The 16,277-nt window shown below is 43.8% G+C and carries 12 protein-coding genes; 11 read left to right on the top strand and 1 reads right to left on the bottom strand.

From position 1 onward, the window contains the following. The first annotated feature begins 7 nt into the window (after positions 1 to 7). The 9 genes from ACYRYG_RS09320 to ACYRYG_RS09280 all read left to right on the top strand — a co-directional run bounded on the left by ACYRYG_RS09320 (position 8) and on the right by ACYRYG_RS09280 (position 13,022). The gene (locus tag ACYRYG_RS09320; RefSeq protein WP_460198045.1) at positions 8 to 1,633 is read left to right on the top strand and encodes an Mfa1 family fimbria major subunit; all 1,626 of its coding nucleotides are present in this window, start codon (positions 8 to 10) and stop codon (positions 1,631 to 1,633) included. 148 nt (positions 1,634 to 1,781) lie between these two features. After that, a complete protein-coding gene (locus tag ACYRYG_RS09315; protein WP_460198044.1) occupies positions 1,782 to 2,756 on the top strand; it encodes a FimB/Mfa2 family fimbrial subunit in 975 nt (324 codons plus the stop codon). Between the two features lie 26 nt (positions 2,757 to 2,782). Continuing rightward, on the top strand, positions 2,783 to 4,084 hold the full coding sequence (locus tag ACYRYG_RS09310) for a fimbrial protein (protein WP_294738754.1): 1,302 nt from the start codon (positions 2,783 to 2,785) through the stop codon (positions 4,082 to 4,084). Between the two features lie 9 nt (positions 4,085 to 4,093). Continuing rightward, the gene (locus ACYRYG_RS09305) at positions 4,094 to 5,134 is read left to right on the top strand and encodes a fimbrial protein (RefSeq protein WP_460198043.1); all 1,041 of its coding nucleotides are present in this window, start codon (positions 4,094 to 4,096) and stop codon (positions 5,132 to 5,134) included. Positions 5,135 to 5,157: 23 nt separating this feature from the next. Then, entirely contained in the window at positions 5,158 to 6,027 is an 870-nt protein-coding gene (locus tag ACYRYG_RS09300; RefSeq protein ID WP_460198042.1) for a leucine-rich repeat domain-containing protein, read from the top strand. Positions 6,028 to 6,038: 11 nt separating this feature from the next. Then, complete coding sequence (locus ACYRYG_RS09295; RefSeq protein ID WP_460198041.1) at positions 6,039 to 8,546, top strand: Ig-like domain-containing protein; 2,508 nt, start codon at positions 6,039 to 6,041, stop codon at positions 8,544 to 8,546. 5 nt (positions 8,547 to 8,551) lie between these two features. After that, positions 8,552 to 8,764, top strand: coding sequence for a hypothetical protein (locus ACYRYG_RS09290; RefSeq protein ID WP_294738759.1), 213 nt, complete (start codon positions 8,552 to 8,554; stop codon positions 8,762 to 8,764). Between the two features lie 111 nt (positions 8,765 to 8,875). Then, complete coding sequence (locus ACYRYG_RS09285) at positions 8,876 to 12,367, top strand: L-type lectin family protein (protein WP_460198040.1); 3,492 nt, start codon at positions 8,876 to 8,878, stop codon at positions 12,365 to 12,367. Between the two features lie 130 nt (positions 12,368 to 12,497). Next, entirely contained in the window at positions 12,498 to 13,022 is a 525-nt protein-coding gene (locus tag ACYRYG_RS09280) for a TlpA family protein disulfide reductase (protein ID WP_460198039.1), read from the top strand. 27 nt (positions 13,023 to 13,049) lie between these two features. On the opposite strand, the gene upp is transcribed toward ACYRYG_RS09280, so the two are convergent. Next, positions 13,050 to 13,709 carry a uracil phosphoribosyltransferase gene (gene upp, locus ACYRYG_RS09275; protein ID WP_293418128.1) on the bottom strand — a complete coding sequence of 220 codons (660 nt, stop codon included), beginning with the start codon at positions 13,707 to 13,709 and terminating at the stop codon, positions 13,050 to 13,052. Between the two features lie 326 nt (positions 13,710 to 14,035). Here upp and ACYRYG_RS09270 point away from each other — a divergent pair, with 326 nt between their 5' ends. Both ACYRYG_RS09270 and ACYRYG_RS09265 read left to right on the top strand, forming a co-directional pair. Continuing rightward, positions 14,036 to 14,788, top strand: a complete 753-nt coding sequence (locus ACYRYG_RS09270) for a hypothetical protein (protein WP_293430971.1) — start codon at positions 14,036 to 14,038, stop codon at positions 14,786 to 14,788. 748 nt (positions 14,789 to 15,536) lie between these two features. Beyond that, positions 15,537 to 15,719 carry a hypothetical protein gene (locus ACYRYG_RS09265; RefSeq protein ID WP_293418124.1) on the top strand — a complete coding sequence of 61 codons (183 nt, stop codon included), beginning with the start codon at positions 15,537 to 15,539 and terminating at the stop codon, positions 15,717 to 15,719. Positions 15,720 to 16,277: the final 558 nt, after the last annotated feature.

Raw genomic sequence — 16,277 nt, 5'->3', positions numbered from 1 at the left:
TCAAGTTATGAAAAAATTAAAAAGTGTTTTTTTGCTGGGTGCCTTGGCGATAGGGCTGGGCCTGACATCCTGCAGCAGTGATGACAGTCTTTCGTCGTCAACAGCAAAGGAAAAGGGTGATACTTATGTAGCTATCAGTCTCACTATGCCTTCGAGCAGCTCTACGCGTGCTACAAACTCTAATCAAGACTATAACTATATTGGCCAATGGGTAGGAAAAGATGAAATCAAGACGGTTGATATCTATTTAGATGATGGTACAAGTGTTACGGACTATCCTTTTACAGTCGGCGGATCTACTAATGACGGCTATTCAGTAACGAAAGATAACAATAATAATATTGTATTAAAGCCAAAAACAGCTATCAAGACTACAACTGGGAACAAATCAGTATATGTTGTTATTAATACAAATGATAAGATTAAGACGGCATTATCTAACGCAACTGCATCAACTTTTGCGGATGTCTATAAAACTTCTGCATTATTCTTGAGCAATAGTGGAACTTCAACGACTGTCAGCACTTCAGCTTCGAAGCTTGCGACTACTAATAAAAAAGATAGTGATGTGATTGCGATGACTAATGCATCTGATGTAACCATTAACGTGGTATCCGGTATTACGGAGGCTCAAACTTTAACTGAAACTACTCCTCAAAACAGGGCTACTGTAAGTGTTCAGAGAGCTGTTGGACGGGTTATGGTTACCACTGACAGTCTTACGTATGCGGTAACGTCAGATCCTACTTCTGCTACCGCTGGATCAAGAATCGGAGTAATTAGCAACATTACATGGGTACTGGCACAGGGTGAGAATTCACTATATGTTCAGCAGAATACAGGGTTTACTACACCTCAATACAACTCGGTGCCTTCAACTGATGCGGATTATATCAGTACTGCAAAAAATGGATACGACTATTCTGGTCTGTTCGAAAGCTATAAAGCCGCTCCTGAATTCGGTGGAACAACGGTTCCAACTATGGATGCTTACAAAGATCCAACTGCAGCCGGAATCGGAGATTTAAGTGTTCTTAACGGCAAGTTTATCCTGCCGACAACTCATACTTATGGGTCAGATGTAACCACAACAGGTTATCGTAAAGGAAATACACCTTATGTGCTGATTAGAGCTAAATTTACTCCTGCTGCTTTTGCTGACGGCGGTACACCAAATGCTGATGGTACTTTCTATCTCGGTGCGAATGGGAAATATTATACAACAGCAGCTAATGCGGTGAATCCATCTACATCTGGTGTATCCGGACAGACTGTGGCTAAATATGTAGGTGGCAAGGTGTTGTATTACGCATGGGTAAATCCTGATCAGATTCCCGGATGGCTGAATTCTCCGGTATTGCGTAATAATATTTATCATATTCATATCACTGGTTTCAAGACTATCGGAACTAATTGGAATCCACTGTATCCAGAAAACCCGAATTCTTCAAATCCTACCAATCCTGATCCAAAACCAGCTAATGATGATCCTAATGATCCGAATAATCCGGGTGAACCTACAAACCCGATTGATCCGACAGATCCGTTGACTACACCTGAGACGTGGATGAGTGTTGACGTTACTGTGTTACCCTGGAATGTACATTCATACGGTATAAGTCTGGGTATTTGATTTTAGGAGTAATCAATATTTTGAAAGAAAAAACAGAACATTAAAGAAGTGGGACTGCCTTTACTTTTTGGGCAGGTATCTTAAAGGTAAGACAGTCCCGTTCTTGTTTTCATTATTGACCAAGAAAAATTTTAAAAGAATGCAACGAATGAAGATTTTACCTTACAAGCTGTTGATGACGCTATTCGCGTTGGGAACAATGCTATGGAGCTGTGACTCCTTTATCTATGATGATTTGAAGCATTGCCCCCAAGGTGTATATGTGAAGTTTTATTCAAAGACACCTTGTGCGTCGGATTCAACATTCATCGGGAGCGTACCTTCGCTCACGGTATTTGCGTTCGACAAAAATGATAAGTTGGTCACTTCGGTTACGAAAACAAATGTTAATCTAGACCGGAATTATGAAGTCTATATGCCGGTATCCAACGGTAACTATACCTTCATAGCCTGGGCAGGAGCAAACGACCAGTTCACCACGGGTAAGTTTGTCGATGGCACCACGACTAAAACGGACGTGATGCTCACATTGAAAGCAGCATCGGGAGTGGCTCCGGATTTGAGCGGGACAAGGCTCTGGCAGGGTGAGAGTCCGGTGGTCTATCTGCCGGATCCGGATAAAGAAGGATCGGTGTATAAATATACTTCTGTCAATCTGAAAGAGCTGACCAACCGGGTGACAGTAAAGGTTGATCTAGACGAGACGGTCCTGGAAGACCATATAACTCCGAAGGATTTCAAGATCGGTGTCACTTCGGCAGACGGAACTTTGAATATTGATGGCAGTATGCCACTGGATGCGGATGTCTTGAATTATCCGGCGCTGAACACACAGTATACCGATAACTCAGTAAGCTGGAATTTTGCCATGATGGATTTGAAGACCGGGCATAATAATACCCTTACGCTGACCTATCCGTCTGGAAATAAGACCTTATTCAGCGGGGATCTTATCGGCAGTATCCTGCTGCTTTATGAGCAGCAGACCAATATCAACATGGAATGCCAGCACGATTTTGTGATCCGGTTCGTGCTGAAGGATTGCTGTGCTTCCCATTTCTCGTGTGATATATTGGTAAACAACTGGTTGGTCCATAGTTATAATACGCAACTGGGCATGTAGCCAGGTATTCCTTTTTACGAATGATGATGAAGAAAATAATAAATCTGTATAGCGCACTGGCCGTAACACTGTTCCTGTTTTCCGGGTGTTCGGAATCCCAGGACAGTGGAACAGTCAGCGATCCTTCGAGTGTATATCTGTCCGTGACTCGTGCGACAGCTAACACGAGTGACGGTACGATCAATACGGACAACACAGAATACGAGGACCGGGTCCATGATCTGGCGATGCTGGTATTTGACTCCTCTACCGGTGCTAAGGTGGCGGAGTATTATGAATCAGACATTCCCATGACTGGCAGCAACACTTTCGTTATAAAGTTGATTCCCGGTCAGCGGGATTTCTATTTTATAGCTAACATGCCGGATATGAAGACGACACTGGGAAGCATTACGAAAGAAGATGACCTGAAATCTTCTTATATGAATACCCTTCGTGACCTGGATGCAGATCTGTATCAGGGAGCAACCCTGGATAAGGGATTCCCTATGTCCAGGGTCTATCTGAACCAGACGATTACAACTGGTGGAAATATTTATCAGCCTCTCCCGTTCTATCCGAATGGTGAAGATAAGGTGAAGTTGATCCGGGTGACGGCAAAGTTGGAAGTAGATTTCCCTCTTAATGGTACTTCCGGTGAAGTGGGCGTCAAGGATGTATACTTTCACAATGCAAACCGCCAGTTCTGCCTGTTGAATCCTTCGGTGACGGCTCCGTCCTCTTATTTTACTGATGGCATGTCCTTGAAAAAAGTGGATGATCACACGTTCATCTGTTATATGCCTGAGGCAATCATCTCTTCGGCGACATGGAGTACTTCGGGGATGAATCAGCCTGTCAATTATTTTACGGTTGAGACAACTGAAGGCAAGACTTATGATATACCCATTATCACTGATAATACTGATATTACCACCGATTATCTGAAGAAGGCTACGGGTGCGGAAAGTGGCTATACACCGGATTATACGATTTACCGTAATCACGATTATCGCTTCACTATCAATAATCTGCAAAAAGTGGAGATTCTTTATACCGTGAACGACTGGAATAAGGATGACAAGTCTTTGTATATGGGTTATGGATATAATGTGGAAGTAGATGGGACCACGGTGACAATCAAAAATACATTTCAGGAATGTCCGCCATTTTCCGTCACTTTGAATACTCTAAACGGCACAACTTTCAGTGACGGCACGACTACAAAAACTTTTACGGACGTGAACAGCGGCGCTTCTGCTTCTTTTAGCCTGAACGCTGAACCGGTATCAGGGGATTACTTGCAGGTGGTCCTCAACGGAGAAACGGTAAAGACTTTCACCAAATAAGGAATAATCATGAGAATAGATAAATGGATGATAATACTCTTTTGCGGACTGTTGCTCGGTGCCTGTTCCTCTTCAGACGAACAGGGGACAGAAACGGGTTCCAATGATGGGAAAAAGATAGAACTTTCATTTTCTGTGTCAGGTTATACCCTGAACACGACAGGAAGCAACTCTTCGTCTGCAGATGTGGTAACACGCGCAGGCACTGATGCAGGAAGTGATGCTGAGAAGGAAATCAACAATCTTTATGTGTTCCTCTTTCCTACTACAGGGTCACAACAGTTGATCAAATACTATATCGACGCTGCCAGTTTTAGTGATGGTACATGGAGTACCACTGACAACAAGGTGGTCCTGAACCTTACTCAGGCAGAGGTGGGCACACGTGATGTGTATGTAGTAGCAAACTGTGCAGATTTGAAAACGGCTTTGGATGGTGTGACGACAGCCGGTGACTTACAGTCGGTCTTCCGTCAGACCGCCATGCCCTGGTCTTCTGCTCTGGATGCTCCGATATTGATGGCTGGACATGCCAGTCATGATTTTATCGCAGACTATCATCTTGATAATGTCCCGCTGATCCGTACTCTTGCAAAAGTAGAGTTGGACGTGACCCTGAGTTCCGGTTTTCAGGTTGTCCCGACGGTTACCGGTAGCAGTATAGAAGAATATAAATACCGTTATGTCGATTTTGACAAGGATACGTATGTGCTGAAACCTGACACGAAAACTTCGGATCCGGTGAGCAGCTCCTCCAATGACTGGCCGAATACTACCGACTGGACTCCATGGGGATCTTCCTTGAATGCTTCACCGGTTCCGGATACGGGAGCGGGGTATACGCTGACGACGGACGGAAAAGTGAATACACTGAGAGTAGTTACCTATATCAATGAAACGGATGCTGCCGGTTCAGAGATAGATATAGAACTGCCTCGTGTGGATGACGGTCCGTTGCCTCCGCCGGAGTTCGGCCCCGAACTGTATAAGTTGTTCCTGCCTGATCACATTGTCCGGAATACCTGGTACAGATATGATGTCAATATTTGATGGAATGGAAAAATGAGTGTCAAATGAAATACAAATTCTTATATATCATAGGCCTTGTCGGTATGGTGTCTGCTCTGGCAGGGTGTTCCGATGAGAACACTGAGACATTGAAGTCCTTGGTAAATACGGACCAGACCAATCAATCCGTAATCAAATTGACTACCACAAGAGAGGATGGGAAAATCAGTCTTTCCGTGGATGCCCTTGCTGCCAACCGTACGGGAGTGTGGATAGACTTGAATGGAGACGGCATAAGGGCTGCTGACGGTTCTGAGGATGTCAAATCATACAATGCCTATACTGACTATCAACTCCCTGCCGGCATCCGGGAAATTACGATCCATGGGGACATTACTTACTTAGGGTGTGCATCTGATCAACTATCGAATGTAGATGTCACGGATAATCCATATCTTACAACTTTTAATTGCCCTCAAAACGAATTGACTGGCATAGATGTATCCAAGAATACAGCCTTACAGAGATTCGACTGCTCAGGTAATAAGATAAAGACCCTGGATGTCTCTGCCAATACGGCATTGGTCTCACTCTGGTGCTATAGCAATCAGTTGACCTCGTTGGATGTGTCAGCCAATACTGATCTCGCAGCACTTGATTGCTCGGGAAATCAACTGACTATGCTGGATGTTTCCAGAAATCTCTCATTGGAACGTTTGATCTGTTATCATAATGACCTTACCTCACTGGATGTTTCCAAAAACGTGAACCTGAACAGGTTATGGATCTATGGAAATCCGTTCCCTGAAAGTGAAATTACTAAACTCACGGCGATGCTCAAGGAAGTGACAAAAGGGAACTTGTGGATCTCTGACAAGACGTTGACTGAAGCGATGAAGACGTCACTTGCTGTTAAGGGCTGGACCATACAATAACCGGATAAAAGATGAAAACTAAATTCTTTCGGATCTTATTTATTGCCCTAGTCATATTTTTCAGTTTCACGACAAGCCTCAAGATTCATGCACAGACTATTATTGCCACGAATGACTTTAATAGTATAGATGAAAAAAATCAACCACTTTCAGGTAATGTGCTGACAAATGACTATATACAGAATGGTACGTCTTCACAGACCCTTCAGGTTACTACTACTGGAACTTTCAAAACGTCTAATGGAGGGACTTTAGTGCTGAATGCTGATGGTAGTTATACTTATACTCCTGCTAAGAATTTCAGCGGATTGGATTATTATCCTTATACCGTGGAAATAAAGGGTACAAATACAACGGCAACCGCCACGTTATATCTTGGAATCTCTGTTTGTACAAAATCTGTCAGCGGGAAAGACTTCAGTTGGAGCTACAAGAATGGATATACAAATGATGGCAATATTATAACAACTAATTTTAATGAGCCCGGGACTGATTATGGATTTGTATTGAAGATATATATCTTGGATAACTCTTTTAACATGAAAATTAATGAGGTAAACCTTGCGGCTCAAGAATTACAATTTCAAAAACAATCCGGTTACTATCTCCAGCCAAATATAAGGTTCAAATCTGATCAGGGATATTGGGGAGTTGGCGCAGTGCCAAATATCTGGACGCTTACGGGTGATTCCATCCATCCGATCATCCAGGTAGACATCAGCCCTGAAGGTACGGTTAAAATTTATGGCAGCAGAACAAGTGGCGGCCCACTTGAAGAGCTTGAACTATTTAATGGCAATTATTTTAATAATATATCCTGGAATAAAACTTCATCAAATACGGTAGTTGTTACTCAAAGTGTTATAGGTGCAACTGCTATGAGTGGTAGTGGATCCGGACTGACAATCACACCTTGCATTAATTATTGGTATGGAGGAACAACAGGCTCTCCCAATGAATGGCGGCTGCCTTCTAATTGGACATTAGGTGTGGTCCCTGAATCCGAAGAAGATGTTGAATTTGCTACAGAGGCGAATAACGGTCCTACGGGTAACGGTAATGGTAAGGGACCTGCAGTAGCTGATTTGTATCTTGATGATGTGGAACAAGAGAATACTGGGGGCCGTGTGATCGGTAATCTGATCAACAACTCCGATATGAACCTGGTGATCACAAAAGGCAACCAGCTGACCATAGACGGGACAGTGACGGACGACAATGCGGATAAGGGCACGATCGTAGTCCAGGCAGACCCGTATAATGCTACGGCAAACGGAACGTTGCTCTTCACTGATCCGACCAAGAATCAGAATGTGGGGGCGACGGTCGAGTTTTATAGCAAGGCTCACTACTGTGATGAATGCGGACTGTACAAGAAGCAATGGCAGTACTTTGGCATTCCCGTGCAAAGCAGCGCTTCGTTCCCTGTTGGTGACGTAGACGGCGAGGAAACGGTGAACCAGTGGGTGGAGCCTTTTAACGGCGACAAGTGGCAGAAGGCCCCCTATAGTCCGGACACCCAATTGACGGCGTTCAGGGGGTATGAACTGACCAACAGTTCTATGACCCTTCCCACGGGCGTCTACAGTTTTCCGGGTACCTTATATGTAGGCAACGCGACGGTCCCACTGACCCGTACGGGCAGCGTCAACTATTCCGGTGCCAATCTCATAGGAAATTCCTATACGGCAGCCATTCCAATAGCCACGGCCTTGTCCTTTGATGATACGGGTCAGGAAGAAGAAGTTTATTTATTCAACACGGGCACTCGTGACGAGTGGCGTAAACTGGACGGGAGCACGGTCAACCTCAGCGGCGTGGCGGGAGGCCAGTATCTGGCAGTGCCCTTTAATCTTGCCGGTCAGGTCCCTTCGGGATCATCGACGGCCCTGCCCTCCATGATACCATCGTCCCAGGCTTTTATGGTTCTTGCCGATAAGGCAACGAACCTGAATATAGACTATAGCAAACTGGTGAAGAATGAGCCGATTACGGATGCATCCGGCAACACTATTGCAACACGTGCAGTTGCTTCATCCGTTTCCGGCACTTCAAGGCAGTCCGGCAACTCTTCAGCAGCGGTTGCTTCATTGCCGGCTCTGGTCATGGATGTCATCGGAGGCAATTCAGCTGACCGGGTGTGGCTTTTCCGCAAGAGCGGAACGACGTATGGCTTTGACAACGGCTGGGACGGCCGGAAAATAGGCGATGCAAGCAGTGTCCAACTCTACGTGTCGTCATCCGACAGCAGCAAGCTTCAGGTGGCAACCGTCCCGAGCATGAATAAGGTAGCTGTGGGATTCGTACCTATAGCAGATGGATCCTATACTTTGGAGTTTGCCCTGTCAGGGGGCCTGAGCGATGACCAGATCTATCTGAATGATCTGCTCACGGGCAAGAAACAACAGATCGTCAATGGAGGCTCCTATACATTCAAGGCTGAGAAGGAGAAAGTGCCGCACGGTTTACCCTTTCTGATACGTCGGGCAGTGGTTCATTCTCTGATGACGAAGCATTGATCAGTGTGACGGCAACAGATGATGGAAAGATCAAGGTGACAAATGGCAGTGCCAGTTCCTGCTCAGTGTTCATCTCAACGGCGAAAGATAGACTTCTCAAGCGCCTTGAAGTGAAGGCTGGTGGTGAGGCCGTGACAGGGGATGTCGGACAGGGGACTTATATAGTCCGCCTCCAGAATGCTACGGTCAACGATATGAGAACTTTAACCGTCAACTAATATACTTTCTTAGATAATAAAAAGGGAGGCTTTATGAAATCGTTACAACGAAGTGTTTTAATTAAAAGAACGCTCTTATTGGTTGGTTCGTTCTTTTTGGCGTTTCACGTGATGGCTCAATTTACGATCACAGAAAACTTCAGAGGCAGTTCTGTGGGGAGTAATATTAAGATAGGTGGAAATGGCTCTGGGGAGTCAAATGCTTATTTGACGTCTGGGAACAACTATGGCTCAGGAGATCCTGTTAACCAAGGATGGCTGCGGCTTACAGAGGCCCAGAAGGGCAGGGCTGGATATGCTTATATAGACAAGTCGTTTCCCTCTACGCTAGGTGTGGTCATAGAGTTTGAATATAAATCATGGCGAAACCAGGCAGATTTTTACAATGGTGCTGACGGAATTTGCGTCTTCTTGACGGATGCCAGTGTACCCTTTCAGATTGGAGGATGGGGTGGCTCACTAGGATATGCCAATCTGAATGCCCCATCGAATGGTATGCCTGGTGCTTATTTAGGTATAGGTATTGATGAATTCGGAAATTTTGCTAATAATACGGAACAAAGAAATGGTGGAGTCCATGGCTTATTACCGAATTCTATTACACTTCGGGGGTCAGCATCAAGTGGGTGGAAATATTTAACGTCAAAACAATTGCAGACATCTACTACTCAAGATGGACCGAACTCAATGGACTATAATCAAACAACAGCTCAGCGTCCCAATGACCAGATTTTTTACAGGAAAGTAAAGATCCTTATTGTACCTACAGGGACTTCCGGATCCCCTCAATATAAGATTACCGTATACTGGATGACTAATCCTAATGGATCGTATACGCAACTTTTAAGCTATACAACGAGGCAACCTATACCAGATAAATTAAAGTTGGGTTTTACGGCTTCTACAGGTGCAGGTTTCAACTATCATGAGATCCGGAACGTGCTGATTACCACGCCTGGTAATGTCCGTGTGCAAAAAAGTGTGGATCAGACCAGTCAGGTTATCGGAAATGATTTAACTTATACGGTCAATATCACGAATGATACTCCTGCTTTGCTTAATGGTATTCTTCTGAATGATACAATAAAAGATAATGCAGGTAAAATCCTGCCCGACGATGGCTTTCATATTAAATCCATTACATTTAATAATCAAGGCTTTTCCGGGAATAGGGCTACAGGATTCCCGAGCGGGACAGCCGTAACTTCCGGATTTTCCAACCCTTTCAGCACTACCATGAACATGCAGGCAAACAGCACATCTTCTTTTACAATAGTAGGTACGATAAAGAAGATGCCTGACGGTGGAGTTATCAATAATTACGTGGGCATAGACCCTACCCCGACGGGAATCACGGATGTGGACTGGACCAATAATTATTCCTCGGTAAGTACTACCGTACTTAATCCGAGCCTGGACTTGAGAATAGATAAGGGTGTAGATAATCATGGAAGGGCTAAAACAACCGGGAATGTATTCTCAATTCAAGTGACCAATGTCAGTAATGTGGATAAGAGCTCAGATGTTAATGCCCCCGTTGTCGTCACGGATACCATTCCGGCAGGCTTGACGGTTACCGATTATACCGGTAAACCGAATGGCCTTGCCTCAAATGGATGGGTAGCAGCTGTGACAAACAATATATATACGTTTACCCGTTCTGATGTGTTAAAATCACAGTTTGCTTATCCTGTCATTAATATCAATGTTACGCCGGATGAGTTGCATAGTTCGTGGACTAATTCAGCAAATCTTTCCTATAAGTATGATAATAACTCTGACAACAACAAGAGCAGTGCTATTTTGAAATGGTACAACTATTGGTATGGAACGAATGGTACAGACTGGGCTGTTCCGGAGAACTGGACTGCCGGCTTCGTGCCTGGTGAAGGATGGGATGTTGAGTTTGCTACTACGGATAATAATAGTGGTGATGATGGTAATGGGAAAGGCGCAGCCATCAACGACCTGAATCTGGATAATGTAGACCAGAGCAGCAGTGGTGGAAGGATTATTGGTGATCTGGTTAATAATTCTGATAAGAATCTGGTGATTACAAGGGGTAATCAACTGAAGATTAATGGAAAGGTAGTAGATGCTAACACTAGTGCGGGCACGATCGTGGTCCAGGCAGACCCGTATAATGCTACGGCGAACGGAACGCTGATCTTTACTGATCCGACCAAGAATCAGAATGTGGGAGCGATGGTCGAGTTTTATAGCAAGGCTCACTATTGTGATGAATGCGGACTCTATAAGAAGCAATGGCAGTATTTTGGCATTCCTGTACAAAGCAGTGCGACATTCCCTGTGGGCACTTCTGTGTCAGGTAATGTCACAGTGAATCAGTGGGTGGAGCCTTTTAACGGCAACAAGTGGCAGAAAGCCCCTTATAGTCCAGATACCCAATTGACTGCGTTCCGTGGTTACGAGATTACAAATGACACCCATCAGCTTCCTACGGGAGTCTACAGTTTTCCAGGAACCTTATACGTAGGCAATTCAACGGTGCCGCTGACCCGGACCGCCAGCGTCAACTATTCCGGCGCCAATCTCATAGGAAATTCCTATACGGCAGCCATTCCTATAGCAACGGCTTTGACTACTGACCTTACCGATCAGACCGTCTATCTGTTTAATACGGGTACACGTGATCAATGGCGTAAATTGAATGGAAGCACGGTCAATCTCAGTGGCGTAGCTGGAGGACAATATCTTGCCGTGCCCTTTAAACTTGCCGGACAGACACCGGAGGGGGCAACGACTGCCCTGCCATCCATGATACCTTCGACTCAGGCTTTCATGATGCTTGCAGACAAGAATACGAATTTAAATATAGACTATAGTAAGTTGGTGAAGAATCAGACGATTACGGATGCAGACGGCAATACTATTGCGACCCGTGCTGTCACCCGTGCTCAATCCGCCACAGGGACATCTGCCATAGAGTTGCCTTCACTGGTCATGGATGTCGTTGGAGACAATTCAGCGGACCGGGTGTGGATCTTTAGTAAGAGTGGTACGACGTATGGTTTTGACAGTGGCTGGGACGGCCGGAAAATAGGCGATGAGAACAGTGCCCAACTCTACGTGACGTCATCCGACAGCAGCAAGCTTCAGGTGGCAACCGTTCCGAGCATGAATAGTGTGGCTGTGGGATTCGTACCTATAGCAGATGGATCCTATACTTTGGAGTTTGCCCTGTCAAAAGGCTTGAGCAATGACCAGATCTATCTGAATGACCTGCTCACAGGCAAGAAACAACAGATCGTCAATGGAGGCTCCTATACATTCAAGGCTGAGAAGGGAGAAAGTGCCGGACGGTTCACCTTGTCTGATGTGTCAGGCAGTAGTAGTGCATTCTCGGATGATGAAGCATTGATCAGTGTGACGGCAGAGAATGGGAATATTAAAGTTGTTAACGCCAGTGCCAGTTCTTGCTCTGTCTTTATCGCAGATGAAAAGGGGAATCCAGTCCGCCGTCTTGAGGTCAAGGCTAATGGTACAGAGACAATAGAAGGTATGTCAAGTGGTGTTTATGTGATCCGTCTACAGAATGCAGCGGTAGATGATATAAGACAGGTGACCGTTGGCGATAATTGATTTGTAGAAAGTCATGAAAGCAGGTTCCGGACTGTTCCTGATCCTGCCTTTATGATTAGTTGAAGCTACTTTTTTACGTTCTAGAATATATGATTATTATTCCTCATAACTCCTGATAAATGAAATGGATATGAAGCCTCTACTCTTAGGAATTTTTATGGGTTCCCTGATGGTCGCCTGTACCAATACGGATGTAAAACGTATGACCGGTGAGGATGACTCCATTATTCATACCGGTGACAGCCTTCCGGCTTTTTCAGTAACCTCTTCTGAGGGAGCGATCTATTCAGACCAGTCTTTGAAAGACAAGGTGGCAGTGATCGTTTTCTTTAATACAAACTGTCCGGACTGTCGCCAGGAGTTACCGGTCATTAATAATGTATATGGAATATATCGAAATAACCAACAGGTGAATTTCATTGCCATCAGTCGTGCTCAGAATACCGAAGATGTGGCTGCCTATTGGATGAAGCAGAATTTTCAGATACCTTATTCTGCGCAATCAGACCAGACCGTATACCATTTGTTTGCCATTCAGGATATTCCCCGTATTTATATTACGGACAGAACGGGACGGGTGCGCTTTGTCTCTTCTGATGCAGATATGCCCGACGAGACGATTCTTTCAAATACTATCCGGTCTTATTTGCCTTGATAATTTTATTCCCGCCAAAAGTTGGTGTTATATCTTGTCACCATAGCACAGGTCACCTGCATCCCCGAATCCTGGCACGATGTACTTGTGTTCATTCATTCCCGGATCAATGGCAGCACACCAGACGGTCGTCCTTTCTTCAGGGAAAATGGACCTGATATGATCAATTCCCTGAGGAGTAGCAATGATGCAGGCTATGTGAATGCGCCGGGGGATTCCCTTGGTTAGAAAAGCCTTATAACTCAATTCCATGCTCCCACCGGTTGCCAGCATCGGGTCAGCGATAATCAGCGTTTTATCATCAATGCTTGGCGTAGCCAGGTATTCTACATGGATACCCACGTTGTGATGCTCTTTATCCGTATACTCACGATAAGCAGAGACAAAACCGTTTTCAGCGTGGTCAAAAATGTTCAGAAAACCGGTATGGAAAGGCAGGCCGGCACGGAAGATGGTTCCCAGGACGATATGGTCTTTGGGAATGCTGACTCTGGAGATACCTAAGGGTGTAGTCACTTCTTTTTCTTCATAATGGAGTGCTTTGGAGATCTCATAGGCTTCACATTCGCCGATACGGGTAATGTTATTTCTGAATAACAACCGGTTCTTTTGATACTCTGCATCTCGGATTTCAGCCATGTACTGGTTGATGATAGAACTGTCTTTACTTAAATTTTTTATTTCCATTGTCTGATGTTGGTTAGCAAGTCATTTATCATGCAGCAGGTTCGGACAAATTGAGACGGCCTGTGAAGGTCAGATGACAGGCATAAATCCTCTCGTCCCTCTCTTGTTTGTCCTGCTCCAGGAATATTAGGTGAGTATCCATTCTTATCAGTGAATAGAAAACCCTAAATTGTCGCAAAGGTACGAAAAAAATCATTTTCTGCTTGAACTTGGAGGTGGAGAATCGCTTAAAAAATAGTAAAAAGAAGATAAAAATGGTGGATTTCTACTTTTTTAATACTCTTGAAGGATGAGTTGCTCCTTTTTATCTCTATCTTTGCTGGGTAATGAAAAGATTTTTATTGATTATCATAAGTGTAGTGTCAGCCGCCAGTGTATATGCCCAGCGGCCTGATTTAAAGACGCAGAAAGAAATCTGGCGTCAGATGGTAGCTGATACTGTGTCGGCTCCTTCTGCACGGAATGCAGATGATCCTAATTCTCTTTCAGATCATTCTATGGCTAAAGCTATAGAACCGCAGGTGATTGATGATTTTGCATACGGGCTTCATCAGGGCCTGAATGTGAATGTGGGTGCATCAGCTTTTGCAACCTTCGGGCATAATGTGCCTCACCGCGGCGGTTTCTCTCAGACAATGAACGCTTTGTACCTGACTCCTCTTACGAAAGATGGCCGTCTCTGGCTGGGAGCGGGTGGATATATCAATCATTTGAATTGGGGGAGTGATCAGTATGCTGATGCGGGCCTCTATGGTATACTGGACTATCGTATAGATTCTCATTGGGAGGCTTATGTATATGGGCAGTTGTCCCTTCATAGCACCAATGGAACTTACAATCCGTGGGGATATAGTTATGGGCCTTATTCAGGTTATTATAATCCTTACACCTTTGCTTATGATCCTGTATGTGGATCAATGGGCTATGGGATGAGGGCTCCAGGAGCAAATGTGATCGGTGGAGGGGTTACTTATCATCGTAAAAATTTCTCTTTGGGTATCTCTGTAGAGAATGACTGGTATCCGGCACCGCATACGCTCCGTTATTTTGATCAATATAATTACCCTGTTCCTAAATGATCAGAAAGGGATGGCTTTATGAGTTACTCTTGTTCAAATGAACCGTGGGGGATAGAAAGATATTAAAGCAGTAGTAAAGCTTTTCGTTTAGAAACAGAATATCCTTTTTCTTACATTAAGGATGAAGATAGTCGTACCGCTTATTCTTTTTATGTGTAAACTATTTGTTTATATGCTTTTTATGCTTGATTGTTTGAATTTAGCTTCCTTCTTGTAGAAATAGTATTACTATCTTTGACTTTTCTTTTCATTTTTGTCTTTTATACAGCAAAAGATAAAATGTAGAATGCATTTGTTTACAAAGTTAAACCGTTAAAATAAACTAAAAGTCAATCTCGGAATACATAGAATTTGTTTTTTAAAAGCTAAATGATTACATTTGCAACTAAATATTTTCTTTACCTGTAAGATGTGACTCCGAAGAGAGTGGCGAATACGATAGGAGAAGAGTTTATTGATCAAAGGAAGCGTTTGAGGAATGTGTCATTCTAACAACGTTGAGACTGCATTGAATCTGAGCCTTTTCAAAGTTTGGATTTTTAGGGAAGGATGTAAAATCGTCTCTGAATTGCAGAAGAAAAGATTGAGTGAGAAATAAAAAAGAGCATTAATATTTAACCATTAATAATGCAGGGACTGTCAAAGTCATTGAGATGGCGATCTCAATGAGACGGTCCTTTTTTTAGGTTGAATAAAAAATAAGTGTAGGAATCCCGGAAGGGATCAAAGATAAATTAGAGAATTGAAAATGAAAAATAAATCTTTCGAACCGATGGATGCACGAGACGCATTTCACCAACGCGAGAGGCAGTGTGCAAGGGATAAAAGAGTTGGCAAATGGCTTTCTTCTCTTTTGATCTTAATTGCCATTGCCATTGTCTTCTTCGTCCTGTATGCTTATTTTATTGATAAACCGGTGAATGCATTTTAGGAGAACTTGATTCCTTCTGTTAAAAACTGATGAGAATTTTTATCTACAGGATGAAACTTTTTGATAGTTACTGGCAGATCAATACCAGGATCGAGGGTTGGGAATGTCATCTTTTTTCTAATTAATCTTCTTGTCTATCGGAATAAATCGATAAAAGTTTTTCGTTGGTTATTCTGTTCGGATTTTCATAGAAAACGGTGACTGATGATCATCAGTCTTTACACTTTTTAGAAATCCAGTCATAAGTTTTCTCTACCTGAAAATGAATTTTTGATAAAATGAAAGTGGCGGAGAAAATATTTTAGCCCCATTGTCTGTAGAAAAATAGGGGACAGGCAATTGTAGGTGTTGTTTGGGAATGAGCAACAGTGATTACCTGTTGGAGTAGGTGATGATCCTGTAAGATTCATCTTTAGTCAACCGCTTTGGTACCTATTATATAGGAGGATCTGCCAATCAGTTCTTTTAGGTAAGGCGAACCGGAAAATAGAGACTTTTGTACGGGTTTAACTTTGAGGTATGAAAGTGGCGTATCTTTATTTGCAAAGTCTGAATGAC

Source organism: Segatella asaccharophila, assembly GCF_054687055.1.
Note: the sequence above shows the minus strand (reverse complement) of the source record. Positions and strands in the feature narration are given on the sequence as shown.

Excerpts from the sequence above, each read along its gene's own strand:
- ACYRYG_RS09320 (WP_460198045.1), top strand. The coding sequence starts at position 8 with ATGAAAAAATTAAAAAGTGTTTTTTTGCTGGGTGCCTTGGCGATAGGG.
- ACYRYG_RS09315 (WP_460198044.1), top strand. The coding sequence starts at position 1,782 with ATGAAGATTTTACCTTACAAGCTGTTGATGACGCTATTCGCGTTGGGA.
- ACYRYG_RS09310 (WP_294738754.1), top strand. The coding sequence starts at position 2,783 with ATGAAGAAAATAATAAATCTGTATAGCGCACTGGCCGTAACACTGTTC.
- ACYRYG_RS09305 (WP_460198043.1), top strand. The coding sequence starts at position 4,094 with ATGAGAATAGATAAATGGATGATAATACTCTTTTGCGGACTGTTGCTC.
- ACYRYG_RS09300 (WP_460198042.1), top strand. The coding sequence starts at position 5,158 with ATGAAATACAAATTCTTATATATCATAGGCCTTGTCGGTATGGTGTCT.
- ACYRYG_RS09295 (WP_460198041.1), top strand. The coding sequence starts at position 6,039 with ATGAAAACTAAATTCTTTCGGATCTTATTTATTGCCCTAGTCATATTT.
- ACYRYG_RS09285 (WP_460198040.1), top strand. The coding sequence starts at position 8,876 with ATGGCTCAATTTACGATCACAGAAAACTTCAGAGGCAGTTCTGTGGGG.
- ACYRYG_RS09280 (WP_460198039.1), top strand. The coding sequence starts at position 12,498 with ATGAAGCCTCTACTCTTAGGAATTTTTATGGGTTCCCTGATGGTCGCC.
- upp (WP_293418128.1), bottom strand. The coding sequence starts at position 13,709 with ATGGAAATAAAAAATTTAAGTAAAGACAGTTCTATCATCAACCAGTAC.
- ACYRYG_RS09270 (WP_293430971.1), top strand. The coding sequence starts at position 14,036 with ATGAAAAGATTTTTATTGATTATCATAAGTGTAGTGTCAGCCGCCAGT.
- ACYRYG_RS09265 (WP_293418124.1), top strand. The coding sequence starts at position 15,537 with ATGAAAAATAAATCTTTCGAACCGATGGATGCACGAGACGCATTTCAC.